The sequence below is a fragment of the Acidaminococcus fermentans DSM 20731 genome (assembly GCF_000025305.1).
GTDB classification, from domain to species: domain Bacteria; phylum Bacillota; class Negativicutes; order Acidaminococcales; family Acidaminococcaceae; genus Acidaminococcus; species Acidaminococcus fermentans.
The window spans coordinates 463241-489841 of sequence record NC_013740.1 but is presented as its reverse complement, the minus strand read 5'-3'; the positions used below and the strand labels follow the sequence as shown (position 1 = coordinate 489841).

Below are 26601 nucleotides of genomic sequence, written 5' to 3'. Positions count from 1 at the left end.
TGAATCTGTAAAAAGGGGGTTGTTGCACGTCCTGTGCAACAACCCCCTTTTATTAAAATTTTCTCAAATTATCTTTATTTATGTTCAAATGAAACAATTTTAAATTTCGGCGGGAACCCGCATCCTGCCTGGCTCTGCAGGCGTTCTATAAGCATATACTTATGGGGTTTATTCCGATTTTTATATTCGTTTTCAAAATGTTCCTATGGTACTATGTATGAGTGTTATGCACTACTTTCCGGTTTCTGGGGCTTGCCCGTCTCAGAGACACCCATTTTATTTCCAAAGGAGGAAATTGCACTATGTTTTTGGGCGTTGTTGGTTTCTTGATGGTTGTCATCATCGTGGCAGCTCTGATCCGTGGTAAATCCAACCCGGTTCCTCTGTTCGTGATGGTTCCCGTCATCGCTGCTCTGATCTGCGGGTTCACTCCTGTAGAAATTTTCGGATTCGTGAAGGCTGGTGTGGCCAAGACCTGGTCCACTGCCGTACTGTTCATCTTCTCCATCGTTTACTTCTCCATGATGGGTGATATGGGTCTGTTTGATCCCATGGTAAACTGGCTGGTGAAAAAAGCCGGTGACAACATTGTGATGGTTACCGTGGCCACCGCCTGCATCGCCGTTATCTCCCACCTGGATGGTGCTCTGGCTTCCACCCTGCTGATCACCATCCCCGCCATGCTGCCCATCTACAAGAAGCTGCACATGCGTCCTGTGGTGCTGGTCTGCATCATCGGTGCCGCCATGTCCATCATGAACCTGCTGCCCTGGGGCGGCCCTGTGGCCCGTACCGGCGTGGTGCTGAATGCGGACGTTAACGTTCTGTGGCAGCAGCTGCTGCCTCTGCAGGGTGCCGGCCTGGTGATCCTGCTGATTTTCGCCGCTTACATGGGCGTTATGGAAAAACGCCGTGGCGCCGGCCTGAACGCTACCGGCAAAGCAGCTGAACTGTCCGAAGACGAAGACGAAAAATCCGCTGACGACGATCTGTCCGCTGACGACGCCGCTTTCATGCGCCGTCCCAAGATGATCTGGTTCAACGGCATCCTGACCCTGTTCGTCATCGGCCTGCTGTGCTTCACCAAGATTCCTCTGTACGGTGCTTTCATGTTCGGTCTGGCTGTAGCCCTGATTGCCAACTTCCACACCGCCAAGGACCAGGCCCGTGCCATTAAGATGCACGCTGCCACTGCTCTGACCATGCCCATGATCCTGCTGGCTTCCGGCGTGTTCCTGGGTGTGCTGTCCAAGACCGGCATGATGAAAGCCATGGCCCAGATGCTGATTAACATCATTCCGGCTGCTCTGGGGCCCCATCTGCAGGATGTGTTCGGATTCTTCGCCGTGCCCATCGGCATGATGCTGGGTACCGACTCCTACTTCTTCGGCCTGCTGCCTCTGGCCATCGGTGTTGGCCAGCAGTTCGGCGTTGATCCTCACAACATGGCCATGGCCATGCTGATCGGCAAGAACTACGGCGTTATGGTCACTCCTCACGCCGCCACCACCTTCCTGGCCTGCGGCCTGGCTGGTATCTCCATCAAAGAACTGCTCACCTTCTGTGCTCCCCGCCTGTGGGTCCTGTCCTGGATTTCCCTGGCCTGCGGCCTGGTGCTGGGTCTGTTCCATCTGTAAGATTCAAGAAAAAAGCCATCTCCTTTCGGGGGTGGCTTTTTTTGTCAGCTGTCAGCGGTCAGCGGCTGTTCGATTTACCCATTCAGAAAATTTGTCGGCAGATTTTCTCCATGGGCTCCGGACTTCATCAGTCTCGCCTTTGCCGGGATTTCCCAAGTTATTTTTATTGCCGGTTACTTCAGATAATTGTTCTCATCCCCGTTTCCCCGCATCCCGCCTTGCTTTGGGCCCGTTTTATAAGAATTTTCTTATGGCTTTTATATTCATATTTATATTAGTTTTCAGAAAGTTCATATGTTACACTGGAGCCATAGAAAAAAGGATTCATCCAATCCGCTTCCGGCGGCCTGCCCGCCCCGGAAGCACCAGTCCAATCAAAGGGGGAAATGCATTATGTTCTTGGGCGTTGTTGGTTTCCTGATGGTTGTGATCATTGTGGCGGCCCTGATCCGCGGCAAGTCCAACCCTGTACCGCTGTTCGTGATGGTTCCTGTCATCGCGGCACTGATCTGTGGGTTCACTCCTGTAGAAATTTTCGGATTCGTGAAGGCTGGTGTGGCCAAGACCTGGTCCACTGCCGTACTGTTCATCTTCTCCATCGTTTACTTCTCCATGATGGGTGATATGGGTCTGTTTGACCCCATGGTGAACTGGCTGGTGAAAAAAGCCGGTGACAACATTGTGATGGTTACCGTGGCCACCGCCTGCATCGCCGTAATCTCCCACCTGGACGGTGCTCTGGCTTCCACCCTGCTGATCACCATCCCCGCCATGCTGCCCATCTACAAGAAGCTGCACATGCGTCCCGTGGTGCTGGTCTGCATCATCGGTGCCGCCATGTCCATCATGAACCTGCTGCCCTGGGGCGGCCCTGTGGCCCGTACCGGCGTGGTGCTGAATGCGGACGTAAATGCGCTGTGGCAGCAGCTGATTCCCCTCCAGGGCGTTGGCCTGGTAATCCTGCTGATCTTCGCCGCTTACATGGGCATGATGGAAAAACGCCGGGGCGCCGGCCTGAACGCCACCGGTAAAGCAGCTGAACTGTCTGAAGACGAAGACGAAAAATCCGCTGACGACGATCTGTCCGCTGACGACGCCGCTTTCATGCGCCGTCCCAAGATGATCTGGTTCAACGGCATCCTGACCCTGTTCGTCATCGGCCTGCTGTGCTTCACCAAGATTCCTCTGTACGGTGCTTTCATGTTCGGTCTGGCTGTGGCCCTGATTGCCAACTTCCACACCGCCAAGGACCAGGCCCGTGCCATTAAGATGCACGCTGCCACTGCTCTGACCATGCCCATGATCCTGCTGGCTTCCGGCGTGTTCCTGGGTGTGCTGTCCAAGACCGGCATGATGAAGGCCATGGCCCAGATGCTGATTGCCATTGTTCCGGCTGCTCTGGGGCCCCATCTGCAGGATGTGTTCGGGTTCTTCGCCGTGCCCATCGGCATGATGCTGGGTACCGACTCCTACTTCTTCGGCCTGCTGCCTCTGGCCATCGGTGTTGGCCAGCAGTTCGGCGTTGATCCTCACAACATGGCCATGGCCATGCTGATCGGCAAGAACTACGGCGTTATGGTCACTCCTCACGCCGCCACCACCTTCCTGGCCTGCGGCCTGGCTGGTATCTCCATCAAAGAACTGCTCACCTTCTGTGCTCCCCGCCTGTGGGTCCTGTCCTGGATTTCCCTGGCTTGCGGCCTGGTGCTGGGTCTGTTCCATCTGTAAGATTCAAGAAAAAAGCCACCTCCTTTCGGGGGTGGCTTTTTTGTCAGCTGTCAACGGTCAGCGGCCCCATTCCCTCACCATCTTTCTCAATCTTTCCGCCAGCTCCCGGGGCAGCTGGCCTTTTTTCAGCTTCCACTGCCAGTTGCCCTCGGGGGTACCGGGAATGTTCATCCGGCTGCCGGAGCCCAGGCCCAGGAGATCCTGGCCCGGCACCATGGCCCACCTGGCATTCCGGCTGTACAGGTACCGGAGCAGGGGCTCCGTCATTTCCCTGGCCCGGCTCCGGTCCGGAGCACCGGCTTCCCCGGGCATCACCATCTGCCAGATCCGGGCGAAGGTTTCCTCATCCAGATCTTCCTGGAGCCAGCCCAGCAGGGTATTGTTGTCGTGGGTCCCGGTATAGGCCAGGCAGCCGGGCTCCGTGGCAAAATCCGTGAGCCCGTCCTGCCGGGTCCGGGTATGGAACTGGAGGATCCGCATCCCCGGAAAGCCCAGCCCTTCCCGGAGTTCCGTCACCGGCCGGGTGATGAGCCCCAGGTCTTCGGCCACAAATCCCAGGTCCGGCACCGCCTGTTCCACTGCATGGAACAGGGCAGCGCCGGGACCCGGTTTCCACCGGCCCTGACGGGCATCCCGGGCTCCTGCAGGCACCGCCCACAGAGCCTCAAAGCCCCGGAAATGGTCGATCCGCACCCAGTCCGCTTCTTCGCCCAGTACCCGGAACCGTTCCTGCCACCAGCGCCAGCCGTCCTGAGCCATGGCATCCCACCGGTACAGGGGATTCCCCCACACCTGGCCCTGGGCGCTGAAATAATCCGGGGGCACCCCGGCCACTTCCGTAGGATAGCCGTCCCCGTCCAGCTGGAAATATTCCCGGTGGGCCCACACATCGGCGCTGTCCGGAGCCACGAAAAGGGGCATGTCTCCCAGGAGGGTGATGCCCCTGTCCCGGGCCGCCCGGCGGATCTTCCCCCATGCCTTGAAGAACACATACTGCTTTCCGGCCGCCCGGGTCACTTCTTCCGCCAGCTCCTGTCCGGCCCTGGCCAGGGCTTCCGGATTCCGTTCCTTCAGGGCTTCCGGCCACTGCTGCCAGGGCATTCCTCCATACTGCTTCCGGATGGCCTGGAACAGGGCATAGTCCTCCAGCCAGTACTGCTGTCTCCGGCGGAACACAGCAAATTCCGGATCATCCGCCCGGGGCAGGGGAAAAGCTCCGGCCAGCAGTTCTTCCTGTCCGGCAAAAGCCGAAAGAGAGAGATAGGGAGAATCCCCCAGGCCCGGCGGATTCAGGGGCAGGATCTGCCAGATCTTCTGGCCGGCGGCCTGGAGGAAATCCAGGAACCGGATGGCGGATTCCAGGATCTCCCGGCCGTTTTCTCCCGGCAGGGAAGTGGGATGGAGCAGCACCCCGGCTCCCCGTTCCATCCGGGGCCGTTCCGGCGGCAGAGCCTTCTTTTCCCGGCACCGGTAGATCAACCCACTCCGGGGCGGCAGGTCCAGGACAAAATCCCCGCCTGTCACCGGAATGGGCTTTGGAGCCTGTTTCGGTTCCTTTCCTGTATCGCCATACCCCATCCAGTCTTCCAGGCTCCAGAGAGGCTCCAGTTCGCCCCAGGCCGGTCCATCTGTCTGGACCTCCACCTGCAGAGCCTGCTCCCCCCGGTTCAGGGCGGTAACAAAGACCCCGTTTTCGCCCGGCTGACCGAACACATCCCGGCCCCCTTCCAGGAACCGACCGTACACATACACATCTCCCCGGGCCAGGAAGGTCTGGAACCGGCCGGTGGACAGGGCGGTGTGCTGCCGGCGGAGATGGATCAGGCTCCGGCAGCAGCCTTCCAGGGAAGGCTCTTCCTTCCCCCAGGGAAAGGGCTTCCGGTTCTCCGGGTCTTTGCCCCCGGTCAGGCCCGCTTCGTCCCCATAATACACCGAAGGAGCCCCCGGCAGGGTCATCTGCCAGGCCCGGAGCAGCCCTTCCATCCGCAGGGCCTCCCCTCCGGGATACCGGGCCTCCAGCAGGGTCCGGATCCGCTCCACATCATGGCTGCCCAGCAGGTTCAGCATGGCGTACAGGTTCTCCCGGGGATAGTTTTCCGCCTGGTGCCAGTACCGGCGGTCCGCTTCCCCTGCATCGGCCCGTCCCAGGGCAAAATCAAGCATCAGATCCCGGAGCACATAGTTCATCACACTGTCCAGTTTTCCCCCGGACAGATACTGGCGCTGGACCCCGTAGCTTTCCTTGTTGGAGGCATCCTCCCACACCTCCCCGATCAGCACCGCTTCCGGATCCTTCTGTTTCAGTTCCCGGTAGAAACAGGTGAGGAATCCGTCCGGCAGTTCATCGGCCACATCCAGCCGCCAGCCGCTGATTCCTGCATCCAGCCAGTGCTTCAGCACGCTGTCCCGGTCCCGGATGATGAAATCCAGGTAGGAGGGCTCCGTTTCCGTCACTTCCGGCAGGGAATGATCCCCCCACCAGCAGGCATAGTCCTCCCCACCGTCCCGGAACTGGTACCAGCCATAATAAGGGGAATCCGGTCCCTGCCAGGCCCCCGGCTCCCCATAGGTCCCTTCCCGGTTGAAGTACCGGCTGTCCGCTCCGGTGTGGCTGAACACCCCGTCCAGGATAATCCGCATCCCATGGCGCCGTGCTTCCCGGCACAGGGTCCGGAAGGTCTCCTCCGTGCCCAGGAAGGGATCGATGGCTTTGTAGTCCCCGGTATCGTACCGGTGGTTGCTCCGGGCCTGGAAAATGGGGTTCAGGTACAGGCAGTTCACCCCCAGCTCCTCCAGGTAAGGCAGTTTTTCCAGGATTCCCTCCAGGGTCCCACCGTAAAAATCGTAATACCGTACCTGGCCCCGTTCATCCTTCACATAGCAGGGATTCCCTTCCCAGGTGCTGTGGATCAGGGCCCCCGGCTTTCCCTGGAACCGGTCTGCAGATACCGGTCCCCGGCAGAACCGGTCCGGGAAGATCTGGTACACCACCGCCTGTTTCAGCCAGGCCGGCGTCACGGAATCCCGGTCATACACAGTAATCTGGTAAGAGGGAGGCTCCCGGTCCCACAGCCGGCCCATGCCTCCCTGCCGGGCCTCATTGTTCCCGTAATACAGGGTCCTCTCCCCCAGACGGAGGACAAAATAATACCAGACCAGGGTTCCCCGGTCCGGCACGGAAAAGGTCACCCCGTACCGGCGTTCCCGGATTTCCGTCCTGTCCGGCGGCTCCGGTTCCGTCTCCCTGCAGGCCATGGGCAGGAGGATTTCCCGGTTGTCCTGCCAGAGACGCAAAAAAACAGCTTCCGTCCCGTCGCCCTGCACCGTAAGATGCAGGGTAACGGCAGTCCCTCCGGGGACCGCTCCAAAGGGAAAACGGCAAGCTGTCTGGCGTGAATCATGATAAGCAGTAATCTCCACGTTCCTATCCTTGTCTTTCTGCCATCCTGCCGCCGGGATCCCTCAGCGGAATTCCGGCTTTTTCCGGACGGCTTTCCGGACCGTTGCTTTCCGGACCGGTTTCTTTCTTTCAGTGGTTTTCCGGACGGTCTTTTTCCGGGTCCCGGCGGCTTTGGCCCGGATCCCGTCTCCCGCCGGCTTTTCCGGCAGCGGCATATCCGCTTCCTTCAGGGTCAGCCGGGGTGCCGGTGCTTCTTCTCTCCGGCCCGCCAGCTTTTCATACAGGGCTTTGTAGGCCCGGGCGGATCTGTCCCAGCTGTTGTCGCTGTGCATGGCGTTCAGCACCAGTTTCTCCCACACCGTGTCTTCCTCATAGTCGCTGAGCCCCCGCTTGATGGTGAACAGCAGCTCATGGGCATTGAAATGGGCAAAGGACAGCCCGTTGCCCTCCCCGGTGAATTTCTGAAAATCCTGCACCGAATCCTTCAGGCCGCCGGTGGCATGGACCACGGGAATGGTCCCGTACTTCATGGAAATCATCTGGCTCAGGCCGCAGGCTTCGTACCGGGAGGGCATCAGGAAGAAATCCGCCCCGGCATAGACCCGGTGGGCCAGATCCTCGCTGAACAGGATGTTCACGGACACCTTGTCCGGATACCGGGCTGCCAGGGCCGTCAGGGCCTGTTCATAGGCCTTGTCCCCGGTGCCCACGATTACCAGCTGCACATCCTCCTGGAGCATTTCATCCATGATGCAGGTGAGGAGATCCAGTCCCTTGGCCTCCACCAGCCGGGAAATCATGGCAAACACCGGGATCCGCCGGTTCACCGGCAGCCCCAGTTCCTTCTGGAGGGCTTCCTTGTCCAGGGGTTTCCGGATGAACACATCCTTGTCCGTATACCCATAAGGGATCCGGGGATCCTCCGCCGGATCATAGGCCTTTTCGTCCATACCGTTGAGGATGCCGGTGATTTTCCCCCGGCAGAGCCGCACATACCCGTCCAGCCCTTCCCCGAAATAGGGATACTGGATTTCCTCCGCATAGGAAGGACTTACGGTGTTCACCGCGTCCGCGTATTCCATCCCCGCCTTCAGGTAGTTCACGCAGCCGTTGTTCTCGATCCGTCCACTGTCAAACAGGCTCCGGGAGAGTCCCAGCACATCCTCCACCACTTCCGGGGAGAAGATGCCCTGGTATTTCATGTTGTGGACGGTGAACAGGCTCTTCATCCCCTGGTAGAAGGAATCCTTCTGGAAATCCTCCTTCAGGTAGACCCCCACCAGCCCGGTGTGCCAGTCGTTGCTGTGGATCACATCCGGCCGGAACCCGATATGGGGCAGCATGGCCAGCAGGGCCCGGCAGAAATAGGCGAACCGTTCCCCGTCGTCATAGAACCCGTACAGGCCGTCCCGTTTGAAATAGTATTCGTTGTCGATGAAGAACACCGGGACCCCGTCCAGGACGATTTTCTCCACCCCCACGTACTGCCGGCGCCAGGCCAGGTCCACCGTGCCTTCCCAGACCGTTTCCATCTGGCTGCCGAACCGTTCTGCCACCCGGCTGTACTTGGGGATCACCAGGGCCGTTTCCACCCCTTCCCGGCGCAGTTTGGCCGGCAGGGCCCCCATTACATCGGCCAGTCCCCCGGTTTTGATGAAGGGCACAGCCTCAGACGCTGCCAATAACACTTTCATGGGAATCACCTTCCATTTTCTTTTTCCCCAGAGGGGTATTCTGTTTTTCTGCTGTTTCCTTTTTCCGCTGGAAATACACCACTGCCAGAGGCGGCAGTGTCAGCACCAGGGATTGCTCCCGGCCGTGGCAGGGAACCTTTTCCGTCCGGATCTCCACTTTTCCGTTTTCCTGGAGGGTGCCGCTCCGGACTCCGCTGCCCCCGAAGGCTTCTGCATCACTGTTGAACACTTCCTGCCAGGTTCCCGGCTCAGGAGCCCCGATCCGGTATTCCCGCCGGACCACCGGGGTGAAATTGCACACCACCACCGTTTCCGTCCCCGGCTCTTTCCCGGTACGGACAAAGGCAATGACGCTGTTGTCCCGGTCGTCGCAGCTGATCCACTGGAACCCCTTCCAGTCAAAATCCTCCTGCCAGAATTCCGGATGGTCCAGATAGTACCGGTTCAGATCCCGGCTGTAATCCTGCATCTGCCGGTGCATGGGGTAGTCCAGCAGCAGCCAGTCCAGCTGCTCCGCATACCGCCATTCGATGAACTGACCGAATTCCCCGCCCATAAAGAGCAGTTTCTTCCCGGGATGGCTCATCCAGTACCCGTAAAAGGCCCGGAGCCCGGCGAATTTCTGCCAGTAATCCCCAGGCATCCGGTCGATGAGGGATTTCTTCCCGTGGACCACTTCGTCATGGGACAGGGGCAGGATAAAATTCTCGGAAAACGCATAATACAGGGAAAAGGTAATCAGGTCCTGGCACCCTTTCCGGAACAGGGGATCCGTGCTCATGTACTGGAGCATGTCGTTCATCCAGCCCATGTTCCATTTGTAGTTGAAGCCCAGGCCCCCCTGGTCCACCGGCCGGGAAACCAGCGGCCAGGTGGTGCTTTCCTCGGCCACCATCAGGGCCTGGGGCATTTCCCGGAACACCGCCGTGTTCAGCTGCCGGAGGAATTCCACGGCTTCCAGGTTCTCCCGTCCTCCGTACTTGTTGGCCTGCCATTCTCCCTCTTTTTTCCCATAGTCCAGGTAGAGCATGCTGGCTACCGCATCGATCCGCAGCCCGTCGAAATGGTATTCCTCCAGCCAGAACAGGGCGCTGGAAATCAGGAAACTCCGGACTTCCGGACGGCCGTAATCAAAGTTCATGGTGTCCCAGTCCTTATTTTCCGCCAGCAGGGGGTTCCCGGATTCATACAGGGGTTCCCCGTCGAAATGGCGCAGGCCGTGGGCGTCCCGGCAGAAATGGCCGGGCACCCAGTCCAGGATCACCCCGATGCCGTTCCGGTGGCACTGGTCCACCAGATACATCAGGTCTTCCGGCTCCCCGTACCGGCTGGTGGGTGCAAAATACCCGGTGGCCTGATACCCCCAGGATCCGTCAAAGGGATATTCGCACAGGGGCATCAGCTCCACATGGGTGTAGTTCATGTCCTTCACATAGGGGACCAGTTCCTCCGCCAGCTCCCGGTAGCTGTAGAAACTGCCGTCCGGGTGCTGCCGCCAGCTGCCTGCGTGGACTTCATAGATATTCATGGGACGGCTGTAGGAATCCCCCGCTGCCTGTTTCTTCCGCCAGGCCCCGTCCCGCCACCGGTAGTTCAGGGACGCCACCACCGACGCCGTATCCGGCCGCAGCTGGGCCCGGAACCCGTAGGGATCCGCCTTCAGGATGGTTTCTCCCGAGGGGGTGACAATGGCATATTTGTAAAGAGTCCCTTCCGGCAGATCCGGGATGTAGCGTTTCCAGATCTCTCCGTCCTCCGCCCGTTCCATGGGGTGGGTTTCCGGATTCCAGTCATTGAAATCCCCCACCACGCTGACTTTTTGGGCATGGGGCGCCCAGACGGAAAACCGGACACAGGGCTTCCGGCGCCATACCGTCCGATGAGCCCCCAGCAGCCGGCAGCTGCTTCCGTTGGTCCCGTTGTGGAACAGGTACATACTGTAAGAATCAATGGCACTGAGACGCATAAGGACTCCTTTCAAAATGATTCCGGCCCCGGTGGGGACCGGGGCAGATTACACCCGTATGGGCTTGACCTTCCAGATATCCCGGGCGTACTGGGACACGGTCCGGTCGCTGGAAAAATGGCCGGACTGGGCGATGTTCACCGCCGACGCCCGGAGCCAGCCCGGCCGGTCCTGATACCGGCGGAGGATCTCCTGATGGGCTTCCCGGTAGGCGGCGAAATCCTTCAGGACGAAATATTCATCATTCCGCCGGAGCAGGTCTTCATACAGCTGGCTGAACAGGGGATTCTTCTGGAACACGTCCAGCACCCGGCGGATTTCCTCATCCTGCCGGTACAGATCCCAGGAAGAATACCCCCCTTCCCGGTAGTACTTCTGGACTTCTTCCGCCCGGAGGCCGAAGATCACGCAGTTTTCGTCCCCCACCAGCCGGTGGATCTCCACATTGGCCCCGTCCAGGGTGCCCAGGGTAATGGCCCCGTTCATCATGAACTTCATGTTGCCGGTGCCGGAGGCCTCCTTGCTGGCCGTGGAGATCTGCTCGCTCACATCCGCCGCCGGGAACAGCCGCTGGCCCAGGGACACGTTGTAGTTTTCCAGGAACAGCACCTTCAGCTTCTCCCGGACCCGGGGTTCCTGGTCGATGAGCCGGGCCACGGTATGGATCAGCTTGATCACCACCTTGGCTTCCCCGTAGGACGCCGCCGCCTTGCCTCCGAACAGGAAGGTCTGGGGCAGGGGCACCGCATCCGGATCATCCAGCAGCCGCAGATACAGGGAATACACATGGAGGATGTTCAGCAGCTGCCGCTTGTACATATGGAACCGTTTGATCTGGATATCGAACAGGGAATGGGGATCCACCGCCACTCCCCTGGTTTCCTGGATCCACCGGACCAGGGCATCCTTCCGGTCCTGTTTCACCTGGGCCAGTTTCTCCTGGAAAGACGGGTCGTCCCGGTAGGGCAGCAGTTCCTTCAGTTTCTTCGGATGCCGGATCCAGTCCGTACCGATGGTGTCCGAAATCAGCGCCGCCAGGGGCGGATTGGATTCCAGCAGCCAGCGCCGGTGGGTCACCCCGTTGGTCTTGTTGTTGAACCGTTCCGGATACACTTCGTAGAAGGGATGGAGGGTGCTCTCTTCCAGGATCTTCGTGTGGAGTTCCGCCACCCCGTTGACACTGTGGCTCCCCACCACCGCCAGGTTGGCCATGCGCACCTGGCCGCCCCAGAGGATGGCCACCTGTTCCGCCTTGTCCTCCCGTCCCGGGAATTTTCTCCGATAGGCCGCCAGCCAGCGCCGGTTCAGTTCCTCCACGATCAGATACACCCGGGGCAGCAGGCTCTGGAACAGGGGAATGGACCACCGTTCCAGGGCTTCCGGCATAATGGTGTGGTTGGTGTAGGAGGTGCTGGCTACGGTGATCCGCCAGGCTTCCTCCCAGCCCATCCCTTCCTCGTCCATCAGGATCCGCATCAGTTCCGGGATCAGAAGGGCCGGATGGGTGTCATTGATGTGGAGGGCCACATACCGGTCGAACTCCCGGAGATCCCGGTGCTGGCCCCGGTAATGACGGACGATGCTCTGGAGTCCGGCGGACACGAAGAAATACTCCTGCATCAGCCGCAGCTTCCGGCCCTCTTCCGTGGAATCATCCGGATACAGGAACCGGGAAATCTGCTGGGTGGTGTCCCGGTACTGGAGCACTTTCCGGAAATCGCCCCCCTGGCCCTGGCCGAACAGCCCGTCCGGGGTGTATTCCGCCTGCCACAGCCGCAGGGTGTTCACCGTATGGTTCCGATACCCGGGCACCGGCACATCGTAGGGGATGGCCAGCACCGAGCTGTACCCTTCATGGACACATTCCAGTCCCCCCTTGCCGTCCGGCCGCATGTAGGCGGAGCCCCCGTACCGGACATGGACCGCCTTGTCCGACCTTTTGGTTTCCCAGGGGAATCCGTCCTGGAGCCAGGTATCCGGCAGTTCCACCTGCTGGCCGTCCACAATATGCTGTTCGAAGAGACCGTACTGGTACCGGATGCTGCACCCGTGGCCCGGCAGCTGGAGAGCCGCCAGGGAATCGATGAAACAGGCCGCCAGACGGCCCAGGCCCCCGTTGCCCAGCCCCGGATCCGCCTCCAGGGGCATGATGGCATCCAGGTCGAATCCCAGTTCCTTCAGGCCCTCCCGGGCCATGTTCTCCATGCCGCAGTTCATCAGGTTGGCATCCAGCAGCCGGCCCAGCAGGAATTCGATGCTGAAATAATACACCTGTTTGGTCTGCCGGGCGTCATACCGCTGTTCCGTAGCCAGCCAGTCATCGTAAATCAGGTCCTTCACCAGGTTGGCCAGCACCAGGTACACTTTTTTCGGTGTCAGCGCTGCCGGTTCCTCATTGAAAAGGATCTTGGCCTTCTGGGTGAAGAGACAGACAAATTGTTTCGGACTTTTCCAGTTTTTCGTAATGACCCCTGCCTTCCTGTTCCTCTGCCCCCAGGGTCAGAGGATATCGTACTGGGTTACACACAGAGGTGCCTCCGGTTTGCCGTTCAGATAGGCTTCCGGCTGGATTTCCTGGTTCTTGTCACAGATCACCCGGTCCACCCGTGCTTCTTCCCCGATTTCCGTATTCTGCATGATGATGGAATTCTTCACCACCGCGTTCCGTCCCACCCGCACCCGGCGGAACAGGATGGAATTTTCCACGGTGCCTTCGATGATGCAGCCATCCCCCACCAGGGAATTGGTCACCTTGGCATCCGCCATGTACTTGGCCGGTGCCTCGTCCTTCACCTTGGTGTAGATCTTCCGGTCCGGCCGGTAGATGGCCTTCCAGTTTTCCAGCTGCAGCATGTCCATATTGGCTTCGTAATAGCTTTTGAGAGAGTGGATCCGTTTGGCATAGCCCCGGTATTCATAGCCGTAGATCCCGGGACGGGACACGTTCCGGGCCAGCACATCGATCAGGTACTGGTTGGGATCCTGGGCAAAGGCCCGGCGGACCATGGCCACGAACAGGTTCCCGTCCATGAGCACGCTGCCCAAAAGGATCCTGTCTCCTTTTTTCAGTTTGCTGGTCTTTACCAGACGGGTCACATGGCCGGCCTCGTTGACGGATACCGCATACCCTTCCCCTTCATAATCCTTTTCCAGGGTCTTGTAGGCCAGGGTCACATCCGCATTCCGGTTCCGGTGATAGTGGAGCATCTCCTTGTAGTCGATGTTGTGGACCACATCGCAGCGGCTCAGCAGCAGGTAGTGGTTCTGTTCCCGTTCCACGAACCGCAGGTTCTTGTAATAGGTGCGGATGTCCCCCACCTGGGGATTGGTCACTTCCCGGGCTTCATCCACCGGCAGATAGAACAGACCGTGCTGTTTCCGGGCCAGGCTCCAGTCCTTCCCGGACCGGACATGATCCAGGACGGAACGGCTGTGGAAAGGCAGCAGCAGCCCCACCGTGTCCACCCCGGCGTTGACCATGGTAGACAGGGCGAAATCGATGAGCCGGTATTTGCCGGCAAAGGGTTCGGAAGCCATGGGACGCTTCCGGCTCAGTTCTTCCATGTAATTGGGCCCCTGCAGATTGATCAGGCCGATGATGTTGTTATCCATTGACCACCGCTCCTTTTTCCTTGGATTTCATTTCTCCGACAGCGCCGGTAACCGGCTGGGCCGAGGATTCCAGCACATCCGTTCCCGGCACCACATCGTCATTGCCGTACACCTGGATGCTGCCTGCCGCTCCCCGGACCACACAGCCGGCCCGTACCCGGCAGCGTTCTCCCAGGATGGCATGGTCCACCACGGCGCCTTTTTCCACCACCGTGCCGGGCATCAGCACCGAATCCGTCACCGTGGCCCCTTCTTCCACCGTTACATTGTAGAAGATCACCGAATGGAACACATTCCCCAGGATCACGGCCCCTTCCCCGGTGAGCGAGCTGATCACCGAAGCATTGGGCCCCACATAGTGGGCGGGCAGGGACTGGTTCCCGGAATAGATCCGCCAGTGGGGATCGTTCAGGCTGATGGGCGGATTGTCGGACAAAAGGTCCATATTGGCCTGCCACAGGCTTTCAAAGGTTCCCACGTCCTTCCAGTACCCTTCGAAGGGATAGGCGTAGGTGGGCACCTGGTCTTCCAGGAGCCGGGGGATGATGTTCTTGCCGAAATCGTGGTCGGAATCTTCCCGGGCCGCGTCTTCCATCAGGTATTTCTTCAGCACATCCTTGTTGAAGATGTAGATGCCCATGGAAGCCAGGGTGCTTTTGGGATGGGCGGGCTTTTCCTCGAATTCCCGGATGCTCATGTCCTCATTGGCGTTCATGATGCCGAACCGGGAGGCTTCGGAAAGGGGCACCCGGAAGGTGCTGACGGTGACCTTTGCCTGATGTTTCTTGTGGAAGGCCAGCATGGTGCTGTAATCCATGGAATAGATATGGTCCCCGGACAGGATCAGCACATACTCCGGATCGATCATGTCCAGGAAATTCAGGTTCTGGTAAATGGCATCCGCCGTGCCCTGGTACCAGTTGGAGGAATCCTTGTCGTTCATGTAGGGCGGCAGCACAAAGGTGCCCCCGTTGTCCCCGCTGTCCAGATCCCAGCTGCTGCCGTTGCCGATGTACCAGTTCAGTTCCAGGGGCTGGTACTGGGTCAGGATCCCCACGGTGCCGATGCCGGAATTCCGGCAGTTGCTGAGGGTAAAGTCGATGATCCGGTATTTGGCGCCGAAAAGCACCGCCGGTTTGGCCACATTTTTCGTCAGGACCCCCAGCCGGCTTCCTTTGCCGCCGGCCAGGATCATGGCAAGACATTCTATTTTTCTCAAGGTCATCGCCTCCTGTTTCTATGGGTGCCGCGTCCATTGTCAGTACATTGTTCCAGATGGTTTAACGGACAGGACTCTCGACAGCTGCACCATGACTGTTCTTCTGTTTATTTTACCATATTTACGAAAAAAAGGGGGCTGCTGCAAAAGCAACAGCTCCCTTTTTGAAAGTCACAGGCAACGGGAAGAGGCTGCGCCGCTTCTTCCGCTGCTCAGCCGGTCCGCTATGAGCAGGATGGCATTCCCTGCCCAGAACAGCATGCCCAGCTGGCTGTTGAACAGGGTGTGGTCCGTCAGTCCACTGATGAAGATTCCCACCAGGGACGCCATGTACCCGCAGGCCACCCCCCGCAGCCAGGGCCGGGTCCGCTGCCGGTGCCGGATTTCCCGGGCCAGCAGGAACAGCCGGACCATCACATACAGGAACAGCAGCAGCCCGGGGATCCCCAGTTCCGCCGTCACATTCAGCAGCAGGTTGTGGCTGTGATACATGAACACTTCTTCATCGATGAAGAAATTGTAGTCCGGGAAAGCATAGCCGTACCCGTACCAGCCCACCCCGAAGGGATGGTCCCGGATCATGTCCAGGGAACTTTCCAAATAAAAGAACCGCAGTTCCGCCGAGGTGTCATGGACGGAAAAAATGGACATGAGCCGTTCCGCCAGCTGGTTCCAGAACAGATACAGCACCCCCAGCCCGCCCCCGATAAAGGGCAGAAAGGCCTTGTGGTAAAAGGCCCCGGCAAAAATGAACAGCACCCAGAAATAAGCCACCCAGTTGCCCCGGGAAAAAGTCAGGATCAGGCAGGCCGTGGCCAGGAGAAAAATCCCCACCAGGGCCCACCGGGTCCTCCCCCCTTTCAGGGGCGCAAAGAGTCCTTCGCAGTAGGCCACCGTGGTCACCAGGAAGGTTCCCAGGATATTGGGGTTCACCAGGGTGGAAAAAGCCCGCCGGGACAGATGCTTGAAGGCCTGGTGGTCGATCCATTCCAGGTTCTGGAGACTGCTGCTGAAAAAGTACTGCCAGATGCCGTAGGCCGCCACCAGTCCGGCGGAGATCATGAAGATCTTGATCAGGAACAGGGTCCGCCGTCCGGTGCTGGCATACCGGAGCACCAGATAGAAGATCCCCGCCTCCTGGCCCACCACCCACAGCCAGTTCAGGGCACAGGCAGCCGGGTTGGCCGACCACAGGGTGCTGACCCCGCTCAGGAGGAACAGGGCCCACAGGGGCCGGCTGATGGTCCGGGGAATCTGGATGGCCGGCCAGAACTGTCCGGTCTTCCAGATGTTCACCAGGTTCAGCGCAAAGCAGATGCCGAAGATGATCCCTGCTCCCAGCTGGTGCAGGGGCAGCACGAAAAACAGTACGCAAAGGACCCCGAAAGTAATCTGGTTCAGGTTCCAGGATGCTGGGAGGCCCCAGCCTCTCGGTCGCTCCATGATCCTACCGGTCCAGTCCCAGTTCCTTGAAGGTGCCGATCAGATACAGGGATCCGCAGACGATCACCACATCCTCCGGACCGGCTTCCTGTACCGCCCGGCGGTAGGCCGCCGCCAGTTCATCCATGGGCACCGCATTCTTGTGGAGCCGCCGGGCCAGTTTCTCCGGTTTTTCCGACCGGTCTCCCTCGTGGGCCAGCACCGTGTAGATGGTGTCCTCCGGCCGGAACAGGATCTCCGATACCTGGCTCACATCCTTGTCCGCCATCATGCCGAACACATAGATCCGCCGGGCCCCGGGATAATATTCATCCAGGGCCTTCCGGAGCACCGTCACCCCGGAGGGATTGTGGGCCCCGTCCAGGATGATGTCCGGATTCCGGTGGATCCGTTCCAGCCGGCCCGGCCACCGGGCTGCGTCCATGCCCCGGAGCATGGCGGCCTCATCGATGCTGCCGTCCTTTTCCCGGAGGATTTCCGCTGCCGCAAGGGCTGCCGCCCCGTTGAGGATCTGGTGCTCTCCCGGCAGATGGATGGTCACTTCCATTTCCTTTTCTCCCATCCGGTACAGGAAGGTCTGGGCATCCATGGAACTGGTCAGTTCTTCCGTAGAGAAGTCATCCCCGTACACATACAGGGGTGCGTGGCTGGCTTCCGCCGTGCCCCGGATCACTTCCAGGGCCTTGCCTTCCGCTTCCGTCACCACCGGGACCCCCGGTTTGATGATCCCGGCTTTCTGGGCGGCAATGGCTTCGATGGTCTTCCCCAGCCGATCCGTGTGTTCCAGGGTCACATTGGTGATCACCGAAACTTCCGGAGTGATGATGTTGGTGGAATCCCACAGGCCTCCCATGCCCACTTCGATCACCGCGTAATCCACCTGTTTTTCCGCAAAATACAGGAAAGCCATGGCAGTGATGAATTCAAACTGGGTGGGCTGTTCGCCCCCTTCCGCCAGGAACCGGTCCAGGGCGGCTTTGGTCCGCTCCGTCACGGCGGCGAAATCCTCGTTGGAGATTTCCTCCCCGTTCAGGCAGATCCGTTCATTGTAGCGGACAAAATGGGGGGAGGTGTAGCTCCCCACCTTTTTCCCCGCCTGCTGGAGCATATTGGCCAGGAACGTGGTGACACTGCCCTTGCCGTTGGTCCCGGTCACATGGATGGTCCGGATCTTCCGTTCCGGATGGTCCAGAAGGGCTGTCAGGCCCTGGATCCGTTCCATCCCCAGATGGATGCCGAATTTTCCCAGGCTTTCCACATATGTTACTGCGGCCGAATATTCCATAGTCTGCTCCTTTCCCTTTTACAGGCTGCGCAGGGTTGCGATCCGTTCCTTCAGGCCGTCGATCCGCGCCAGGATCTCCGTCTGTTTGTTTTTTTCCTTTTCCACCACTTCAGCAGGTGCCTTGGCCAGGAAGTTCTGGTTGCTCAGTTTCCCGGCAGCCCGCTTGGCTTCCTTTTCCGCCCCGTCCAGTTCCTTCTGGAGCCGGGCCAGTTCCTTTTCCACGTCGATCAGGCCCTTGAGGGGCAGGTACACTTTGGCGCCATTCACCACAGCGGCCATGGCGTTTTCCGGAGCTGCATCCTCCATGGCACCCAGGGTCAGTTCATCCACCGTACCCAGCTGCCGGATGTAATCCCCGTTGCCGGCGAACACATCCTTCAGGTCTGCATCCACCAGCACCGTAGCCGGAGCCTTGTGGCCGGGAGCCGCATTCACTTCCGCCCGCATGTTCCGGATGGCCTTGATCACGTCCATGACGGCGGTCATCTGTTTTTCCACCGAGTCGTCCATCAGGCTGTCATCAGCCACAGGCCAGGGAGCGATCATGATGCTCTGGCCTTCGTGGGGCAGGTGCTGCCAGATTTCTTCCGTAATGAAGGGCATATAGGGGTGCAGCAGCTTCATGGCGTCTCCCAGTACCCGGCACAGCACCGTCTGGGCCGTGGCCCGGGCAGGGGCATTTTCCCGGTCGTAGAGACGGGGTTTGGCCAGTTCGATGTACCAGTCGCATACTTCGCCCCAGATGAAGTCGTAGATCAGCCGGCCCGCTTCGCCCAGTTCGAATTTCTCCAGATAGGTGGACACGTCCTGGATGGTGTGCTGGAGCCGGGACAGGATCCATTTGTCCGCCAGGGTAAGGGGCGCCTTTTCCGCATCCTTGTCATAGCCGTCCAGGTTCATCAGGGCGAACCGGGAGGCGTTCCAGATCTTGTTGGCAAAGTTCCGGGTGCTTTCGATCCGGTTCCAGTAGAACCGCATGTCGTTGCCCGGGGTATTGCCGGTGATCAGCATGAACCGCAGGGTATCCGCCCCGTACTGGTTCACCACTTCCACCGGGTCGATGCCGTTGCCCAGGGATTTGCTCATCTTCCGGCCCTGTTCATCCCGTACCAGACCGTGGATGAACACGTGCTTGAAGGGTTCCTTGCCCATGAATTCTTCGCCCATGGTGATCATCCGGGCCACCCAGAAGAAGATGATGTCATAGCCGGTGACCAGCACGCTGGTAGGATACCAGTGTTCCAGTTCTTCCGTCTTGTCCGGCCAGCCGAAGGTGGAGAAAGGCCACAGGCCGGAGCTGAACCAGGTATCCAGGCAGTCTTCCTCCTGATGGATGTGGGTGCTGCCGCATTTGGGGCAGGCAGTCAGGTCCGTCCGGGAGGCAGCCACTTCCCCGCAGTCGTCGCAGTACCAGACCGGGATCCGGTGGCCCCACCAGATCTGCCGGGAAATGCACCAGTCATGGATGTTTTCCATCCACTGGAGATAGGTCTTGGTGAACCGGCTGGGCACGAATTCCGTGTGGCCTTCAGTGACGCATTTGATGGCGGCTTCCGCCAGGGGTTTCATCTTCACGAACCACTGGGTGGACACCATGGGTTCCACCACATGGTGGCAGCGCTGGCAGTGGCCTACGGAGTGGGGAGCGTCTTCGATCTTCACCAGCAGGCCCATATCCTTCAGATCCTGGACAATGTGCTTCCGGCATTCATACCGGTCTTCCCCTTCATATTTGCCGGCTTCCCTGGTCATCTTCCCGTCCAGACCGATGACCACGATCTGTTCCAGGTTGTGCCGCTGGCCCACTTCATAGTCGTTGGGGTCATGGGCCGGGGTGATCTTCACCGCGCCGGTACCGAATTCCAGGTCCACATATTCATCGGCGATGATGGGGATTTCCCGGTTGGTGGTGGGCAGGGCGATTTTCTTCCCCACCAGTTTCCCGTACCGTTCATCCTTGGGATTCACGGCCACGGCCGTATCCCCAGGGATGGTTTCCGGACGGCTGGTGGCAATGGTCAGATACTGGTCCTTTTCGCCCACGATGGGGTAGTTGATGTGCCACAGGGCCCCTGCATCATCCTGGTGTTCCACTTCCACGTCGGACAGAGCCGTGCGGCAGTTCACGCACCAGTTGATCATCCGGGTTCCCTTGTAGATCAGGCCCTTTTCATAAAGGCTCACGAAAGCTTCCCGGACAGCCCGGCTCAGGCCTTCATCCATGGTGAACCGCTGCCGGTCCCAGTCGCAGGAAATCCCCAGGCTCTTCAGCTGGCGGACGATTTCGTCCCCGTAGGCTTCCTTCCATTTCCAGACCCGTTTCACGAATTCTTCCCGGCCCAGGTCGTAGCGAGTCAGGCCTTCCTTCTTCTTCAGTTCTTCTTCCACCTTGATCTGGGTGGCCAGGCCTGCATGGTCATAGCCCGGCAGCCAGCAGGTGTTGTCCCCCATCATCCGGTGCCAGCGCACCAGGATGTCCTGGAGGGTATTGTCCAGGGCATGGCCCATGTGGAGCTTGCCGGTGATGTTGGGAGGCGGGATCACCACACTGAAGGGTTTCCGGCTCTTGTCCACCGGCTGATGGAAAAAGCCCTTTTCGGTCCAGTATGCATACCATTTTTTCTCCACCGCAGCCGGATCATAGACCTTGGGGATGTTGTTTTCTTCTGCCATAACTCTGCCTCCTTAAAAAAATAAACCCGTCCTGCTGTATAGGACGAGTTGTTCGCGGTACCACCTACATTCTCAATTGCTTGAGCACCTCAAAGGCGTAACGTGCCGAAACGGGCAGGTCTTTCCTCCTGCCGGCTCAGGGACGACTTCCAGCGCATTGCCCGGATGCTTCCACCAACCGCATCCTCTCTGCCGATGCAAGGGGCGCTGTACTCCTTCCCGTCACAGCCTCTGACTGTATGGGTGTATGGAGTCATTGTAACAAGGGGGCGCAGGATTGTCAATGGGGAATGGAAGATGTCAGTTTGCCCGCAATCAACATAAAACCGCAGGGGGTGCAGGCCCGGCGCCCCGCAGAATGCACCGCCAGACGATCATCCAGCGGGCCGCCCGGCGTGCGGCCCCTACAGCATTGCAATGCAGCATTGGATTTCCACCGTTCCTGGCTCTTCACCCTGCACTGCTTTTCACAGCGCCTCGATCTGCCGGGTGAGCATCCTGCCCACGCTGTCGGCCATTTTGTCCAGGTCCCGGACTTCCACACAGTCCTCCCCGAAGATCTTCCGGGCGTCTTTCATGATGTGCTGGTTCTCCCCGTTGATCAGGCCAATGATCCGGATTCCCTCCCGGCGGAGGGCGGCAGCTTCATCCGCCGTATTGGCCACGGCCTTTTCATCCCGGTATTCTGAGGAACTGAACAGTCCGTCCCCCACCAGGGGCTTGTCGTCGTTGGGTTCCCCGTCGGTGAGCATAATCAGGATTTTTTTTGTCCGGGTAAAATCCCCCATCAGCTGCCGGGCACCCCGAAGGGCCAGGCCGTCCCGGTTCCAGCCGGTTGCTACATAGTTGAAGATGTTGGTACACCGCTTCTTGTCGGCATAATCCTTGAACAGGGTGAGCACCGTATAATTCCGCAGGGTGCAGAAGGAATACACCTGGTAGGGGATCCCGCACTGGCGCAGGCTTTCAGCGATCACATAAGCCTGGGAAGCAATCACCTGCTGGTATTCGCCCCGGGATGCCGAAGCATCCAGCATCAGATCCACGGTAAAATCCGGGCTGGAGACCGTTTCCCGCTGGTAGAACACCCGGGGATCATTCACCTTCAGTGCCCGCCACACCATTCCGGGCACCAGTTCCCCTTCCTTGGCGGGCACCGGCAGTCTGGTCCGGGCCATGCGCATGACGCTCCGGAGCTGGGTGGTGAGCCGGGCAATGCTCTTCCGGCACTGTTCTCCGTGATCCTTGTAGTAGGCCAGGTTCTTCACCCGCTGGGCATGGGCTCCCTGGAGCCACCGGGAGGCTTCCCCCGTGGCGCCTTTGCTACCCAGCCGGCCCCGGGTAAAGTGCAGGTGACAGCCCTGATGGGGCCCGCTGCACCAGGCCTGGTCGATGTCCAGCATTTTCCGGGGCGGATAGATGCTGGCCCCGAAACAATCCACGATGTACTGGTAGTTTTCCGCTGCGGTCTGGCCGGTGATGATGGCCATCAGTCCGTTGTGGGCCTTTTTCCCGGCCAGGATATCCATGGCCTGTTTCTTGGAATACAGGAAATTGAACACGCTTTCCTGCTTCCGGAACACATGGGGCAGCAGCCAGTCCATGAAATCCCCCAATCCCTTGCTGATGATCACCTTTTCCAGGCTTTCCCGGACCAGGAAATGGGAGACGAAGTACTTTTTGGTGATTTTCCGGAAATGGTCACACAGGGTCCGGGTATCCCAGGAAGGATCGAAGCACAGATTGGCATACAGCCCTTTGGCCCAGGGATCGTGGAGATCCAGCCCTTCTCCCAGCACTTCGTGCCACCGGGCCGCCTGCATCTCGTGGGCCACCCCGGTCTTGTCCAGTTTGGTGCCGTCAAAATAGGCCCGGGCATGCTGCTGCCGCAAATAGGGCAGCACCGGACGCACCGGAGCCTCTTTGGCATAGGTGGCGTATTCCAGTCCCAGCCAGAACAGGTCCGTAAAAGTATCCCGGAGGGCGCTGTCCTCCATTTCTTCGAACATCTGGTGGATCAGCTTCACATCATAGTATTTCCGGGTGAACCCCACCACCGCATTCAGATACAGATCCGGAGTGCCCTGCTCCGTATAGGCCAGGAAATCCGGATTGAACCGGTAGTCCCAGGATACATCCCATACGATATTCAAAGCCCGGCGGCGTTTGGCATCGTATTTCAGTTTTCCCATGGTTCCTCAGTCCTCGAAAATGTCCTTTTTGGTATAATTCCCGGGAATGTGGAGATTGATCACATCCCGGATCAGCCCCGGTTCGTATTCATCAAAGGACTTGTTCACAATCCCCAGATCCAGGGCTTTGTGGGCTTCCAGCCCCGCTTCCATCAGATGGATGGCATCCAGCATCCCCCGCAGGTCCAGGGCTTTTTCCGAAATTTCGCTTTCCCGGCATTTCTTTTCCAGATCCTTGAAGATCTGGCAGAAAGCCTTCAGGGATTCCTTCCGGAGGGTGGGGAATTCATCCCGGAGCAGCCGTTCCAGGGCATCCATGGAAATGGATGGCAGCTGGATCACTGCAAACCGGGAAGCCAGGGCTTCGTTCAGTTCCCGGGTGCCGGAATACCCGTAGTTCATGGTGGCGATGAACCGGCAGGCCTTGTCCGCATGGAGCAGGTCATAGCCGGGGATATCCACCGTATGACGGAAGTCCAGCAGAGAATGGAGTACGGCCATGGCTTCGTTCCGGGCCATGTTGATTTCATCGAAGACCCCGAAGCCGCCTTTTACCGCGCACTGGTACACGGGACCGGGGCGGAATTCCACTTCTCCGTTTTTAAAGGTATCGGTTCCCAGCATCCCGGTGGCATCCATATTGATGTGGAAGGACACGTTCCACATGGGCCGTCCGAACACCGCCGCCAGGTTTTCCGCCAGCACGTTCTTCCCGGTGGCCTTGGGGCCGGCCAGCAGCAGGTTCTGCCCGCACAGCAGGGCGGCAATGGCCTCTTCCCACACGTCTTTGCCATAATAATGGAAGTGAGGGATGGGGACCCGGGCCTGGAGTTCCGCCGGCGTGGGGAATTCTTTCCGATAGGCCTCCAGTCCCCGGAGCAGGTCCGGATTGATATGTTCATTCTCTAAAAATTCCAGCATCATAAGGGCTCCCCTCGATTGACTAGTCGTTGCATCAGTATTTATTATAGCACAAAAGGGGGGTGTGAAAGAAATTCACACCCCCCTGTCGCGGGCCGCAGGTCACGGGTCGCGAGCCTGGACGTCTAAACCGTTCGTCCTTTTTCTATAGAATGATAAGACAAATTCGACCGGAATCCGTAAAGCTGAATCTTCGGTCTGCAGCAACAAACCCGCGACTCGCGACCCTCGGCCCGCGGCCAGAAGTTCTGCCGCCCCTGCAGCAGAACCTCACTCCGGCACCCCTCCGAACCGGTTTGCTCCCGGGGTGCCCTTTTTCGTCATCAGGTAGATGTAGGTGGCCAGGTTGACGATGGGCACGCAGAACAGCATCACCCACCAGCCGCTTTTGTCCATATCATGGAACCGGCGGGCCAGCAGGGACAGCCCGCATAAAAACATGACAAAATAGGTCAGCAGCCACAGGCCCATCAGGGCAATGGCCCCCACCCCGCTTTCAAACAGGGTAAAGAGAAAGACACAGCCCATCAGGAAAAACGTCAGGCAGCTGGCGCCCCCCAACAGGAGCGCTCCCCGCAGGGCCAGTTCCACCCGGCCCAGACGGCCGTGGAAGTTCAGATACAGAGCAAGCAGGGACGGCCAGTCCCGGGGAATCTGCCGGGCGAAAAAATGCTGTTCCATCCACTGGTAGGGAGAAAGATTCTCCAATTTGTTTTCAACCATTCCGCCATTCAAGTCCATACATCCTCCTTACCATCAGCGATTCCTATCTATTCAGTCGAAAGATATTATATCCATTTTTGCCCGGAAAGAAAAGGGGCAGGACATAAAAAAGACGCATTTTACAGGAAAACCATGCCTGTAAAATGCGCTCCTGCTTACTTCTTTTCTCCGTCCGTTTCTTCCACCAGGAAACCGCCTTCCGCCAGTCCATCCCGGATGGCTTCCAGTTCTTCCTGGGAATCCGCCGCTACGGAAAGAGTATGGACCCCCTGGGACAGGGTGGCGATCAGCGGAATGTTGTACTTGCGGAAATTCTCCAGATACTGGTTCACATCCCGCCGGTTCTTCAGGTTCAGGAATGCCTGGATGGGACCGCAGAAATCCGGCACCAGGGTAATGCTGACGATCATGCCCCCGTTGTCCACCACGATGTTCATTTCATCCCGGGCACTGTCCGTATCCATGGCTTTGTACCGGCATTCGAAATCCATGGTCAGGCTCCGTCCATTGATCTGGTAACCCCGGCGGGTGGAAACAATGGCCGTACCGGCGCTCCGCAAAAGGGCCATATCCAGGACGATCACCTGCCGGGACACATTCAGGTCCTTGGCCAGCTGATCCCCGGTCACCGGACCGTTGCTGTTCCGTAAGATCTCCATGATTTTCTTTCTGCGTTCTTGATTCTTCATCATACCCCTCCCCCTAAGATTTCTTTTGGATTCCCTGCGCCGGGAACAGATGCGCAATGGCTGTACGGCAGGGTGTCATTCCTAGAGCATTCATATGTATTCTATCACAATTACTTATAATTGTCGAAATGCAATCATACAAAAAAAGGGGGGGTGAAAAAATTTCACATCCCCCTGTCAACGGTCGGCGTTTGTCCAGGTGTTATGCGGGACGCCGGGCCTGCGCCCCCTACGGTTCATGCTGTTTAAAATCAATTTGCAAAATCGATTTCCATCGGCCAGTGGCTCGTGACCGTTGGCCAGTAACAAAAAAGAAGCTGTGAAAATTTGTTTTCAATTGGTGACCCCGGAGCGATTCGAACGCTCGACACACGACTTAGAATTTAGCAGGTGAATCGCAATTACAAGTTGGGCACCCTCCACCAGGCAGCAGCCTGGTGGATTCGGTCTATTTTCTCCTCGAATATTTCATCAGTTTTTTATGCCCCAGGACCTTTCTTGGGAGGCAGTTACACCAGGTCTCCACATCGGAGATCTGCTGACCAGTTAAGTCATCATTGAGGACAGCGCATCCTACACAGGCGTCCAATGACCAGCCATCTCCTGTAAAGCATTTACGTACATAATTGAGAAATGCTGATCTACTCAGAAAGCCTATGAAGATAACTGTGCTTGCGGTTATCTTCATAGGCTTTCTGAATGGCAGACGCCTTATAACGTGTCACGTGGCCGTTATACTATGAATGCAACAGGAAAGGCAGGAAGCATACTCCATCCTGTATCTTTGGAGCATCTTCCTGCCCAAGCAGCTCCGGATTCAGTCCTGCTCCCAGGACACAGATCATTTTTCAACCTAAGAGTGATTCGATTTCCTTGGTCTTCAGTACGCGTCCAGATGAAACCACCTTTCCATCAATAACCAGAGCTGGAGTACTCATGATTCCCTTGCCGGCAATGATGGCAAAATCCGTAACATATTGGATTTCCGCCGTTTTCCCCGTATGGGCCACCGCTTCCTTGACATTTTCCAGCAGCGTTTCACATTTGCTGCATCCTCCGCCCATGACTTGAATAACCATATTTTCTCATCCTTTCTTATTGCTTTCTATCTTCCGCTTTCATCCATGCAGCTGCAGGCTCTCCCTTTTCGGCAGGTCAGCGTTCCTATATAATTCCTGAATGCCGTGAGAGTTTCACAGTTCAGGGAATAATAGGTATTCTTCCATTCCTTCCGGCTGCAGATCAACCCACATTCTGCCAGTACCTTCATATGGTGGGACAGGGTAGGCTGGGTAATGTTAAAATACTCCAGCAGTTTGCAGCCACACAGTTCCCCCTGGGTCAGCAGCTCCACGATTCGGATCCGGTTGGAATCTCCCAGGGCCTTGCAGATTACTGCCGCGTCCATTGCATTCATGT

17 protein-coding genes and 1 other annotated feature are annotated in these 26601 nt (G+C 58.4%); of the genes, 2 read left to right on the top strand and 15 right to left on the bottom strand.

The genetic code is table 11. The annotated features are described in order from the left end of the window. Positions 1–302 precede the first annotated feature (302 nt). Both ACFER_RS02155 and ACFER_RS02150 read left to right on the top strand, forming a co-directional pair. Positions 303–1637: a CitMHS family transporter gene (locus tag ACFER_RS02155; protein ID WP_012937800.1), complete on the top strand. Its 1335-nt coding sequence runs from the start codon at positions 303–305 to the stop codon at positions 1635–1637. A 393-nt stretch (positions 1638–2030) separates the two neighbouring features. Further along, positions 2031–3365: a CitMHS family transporter gene (locus tag ACFER_RS02150; protein ID WP_012937799.1), complete on the top strand. Its 1335-nt coding sequence runs from the start codon at positions 2031–2033 to the stop codon at positions 3363–3365. A 57-nt stretch (positions 3366–3422) separates the two neighbouring features. Here ACFER_RS02150 and malQ read toward each other — a convergent pair whose 3' ends face one another. From malQ to ACFER_RS02075, 15 genes are all read right to left on the bottom strand, one after another. Next, on the bottom strand, positions 3423–6659 hold the full coding sequence (malQ, locus tag ACFER_RS02145; RefSeq protein ID WP_222831713.1) for a 4-alpha-glucanotransferase: 3237 nt from the start codon (positions 6657–6659) through the stop codon (positions 3423–3425). 168 nt (positions 6660–6827) lie between these two features. Continuing rightward, complete coding sequence (gene glgA / locus ACFER_RS02140) at positions 6828–8459, bottom strand: glycogen synthase GlgA (RefSeq protein ID WP_012937797.1); 1632 nt, start codon at positions 8457–8459, stop codon at positions 6828–6830. Further along, complete coding sequence (glgB, locus tag ACFER_RS02135; RefSeq protein WP_012937796.1) at positions 8434–10425, bottom strand: 1,4-alpha-glucan branching protein GlgB; 1992 nt, start codon at positions 10423–10425, stop codon at positions 8434–8436. The genes glgA and glgB overlap by 26 nt, the downstream gene beginning before the upstream one ends. Positions 10426–10473: 48 nt before the next feature. Then, positions 10474–12831 (bottom strand): glycogen/starch/alpha-glucan phosphorylase, encoded by a 2358-nt coding sequence (locus ACFER_RS02130; protein WP_244830071.1) that lies wholly within the window; start codon positions 12829–12831, stop codon positions 10474–10476. Positions 12832–12924: 93 nt separating this feature from the next. After that, positions 12925–14037, bottom strand: a complete 1113-nt coding sequence (gene glgD, locus ACFER_RS02125; RefSeq protein ID WP_012937794.1) for a glucose-1-phosphate adenylyltransferase subunit GlgD — start codon at positions 14035–14037, stop codon at positions 12925–12927. Continuing rightward, on the bottom strand, positions 14030–15256 hold the full coding sequence (locus tag ACFER_RS02120) for a glucose-1-phosphate adenylyltransferase (RefSeq protein WP_012937793.1): 1227 nt from the start codon (positions 15254–15256) through the stop codon (positions 14030–14032). The genes glgD and ACFER_RS02120 overlap by 8 nt, the downstream gene beginning before the upstream one ends. Positions 15257–15427: 171 nt before the next feature. Further along, on the bottom strand, positions 15428–16699 hold the full coding sequence (locus ACFER_RS02115) for an O-antigen ligase family protein (protein WP_012937792.1): 1272 nt from the start codon (positions 16697–16699) through the stop codon (positions 15428–15430). Positions 16700–16703: 4 nt separating this feature from the next. Continuing rightward, positions 16704–17984, bottom strand: coding sequence for a bifunctional folylpolyglutamate synthase/dihydrofolate synthase (locus ACFER_RS02110; protein ID WP_012937791.1), 1281 nt, complete (start codon positions 17982–17984; stop codon positions 16704–16706). Between the two features lie 18 nt (positions 17985–18002). Beyond that, complete coding sequence (locus tag ACFER_RS02105; RefSeq protein WP_012937790.1) at positions 18003–20657, bottom strand: valine--tRNA ligase; 2655 nt, start codon at positions 20655–20657, stop codon at positions 18003–18005. Positions 20658–20693: 36 nt separating this feature from the next. Beyond that, positions 20694–20892: a binding site (T-box leader), on the bottom strand. Between the two features lie 232 nt (positions 20893–21124). Continuing rightward, positions 21125–22849 (bottom strand): VWA domain-containing protein, encoded by a 1725-nt coding sequence (locus ACFER_RS02100; RefSeq protein WP_012937789.1) that lies wholly within the window; start codon positions 22847–22849, stop codon positions 21125–21127. A gap of 6 nt (positions 22850–22855) precedes the next feature. Then, positions 22856–23773, bottom strand: coding sequence for an AAA family ATPase (locus ACFER_RS02095; protein WP_012937788.1), 918 nt, complete (start codon positions 23771–23773; stop codon positions 22856–22858). A gap of 267 nt (positions 23774–24040) precedes the next feature. Next, positions 24041–24511, bottom strand: a complete 471-nt coding sequence (locus ACFER_RS10760) for a DUF805 domain-containing protein (protein WP_012937787.1) — start codon at positions 24509–24511, stop codon at positions 24041–24043. Between the two features lie 137 nt (positions 24512–24648). Continuing rightward, complete coding sequence (locus ACFER_RS02085) at positions 24649–25185, bottom strand: transcription repressor NadR (RefSeq protein WP_049763425.1); 537 nt, start codon at positions 25183–25185, stop codon at positions 24649–24651. 845 nt (positions 25186–26030) lie between these two features. Further along, complete coding sequence (locus ACFER_RS02080; RefSeq protein WP_012937785.1) at positions 26031–26261, bottom strand: thioredoxin family protein; 231 nt, start codon at positions 26259–26261, stop codon at positions 26031–26033. A gap of 26 nt (positions 26262–26287) precedes the next feature. Continuing rightward, positions 26288–26599, bottom strand: a complete 312-nt coding sequence (locus ACFER_RS02075; RefSeq protein ID WP_012937784.1) for an ArsR/SmtB family transcription factor — start codon at positions 26597–26599, stop codon at positions 26288–26290. Positions 26600–26601 lie beyond the last annotated feature (2 nt).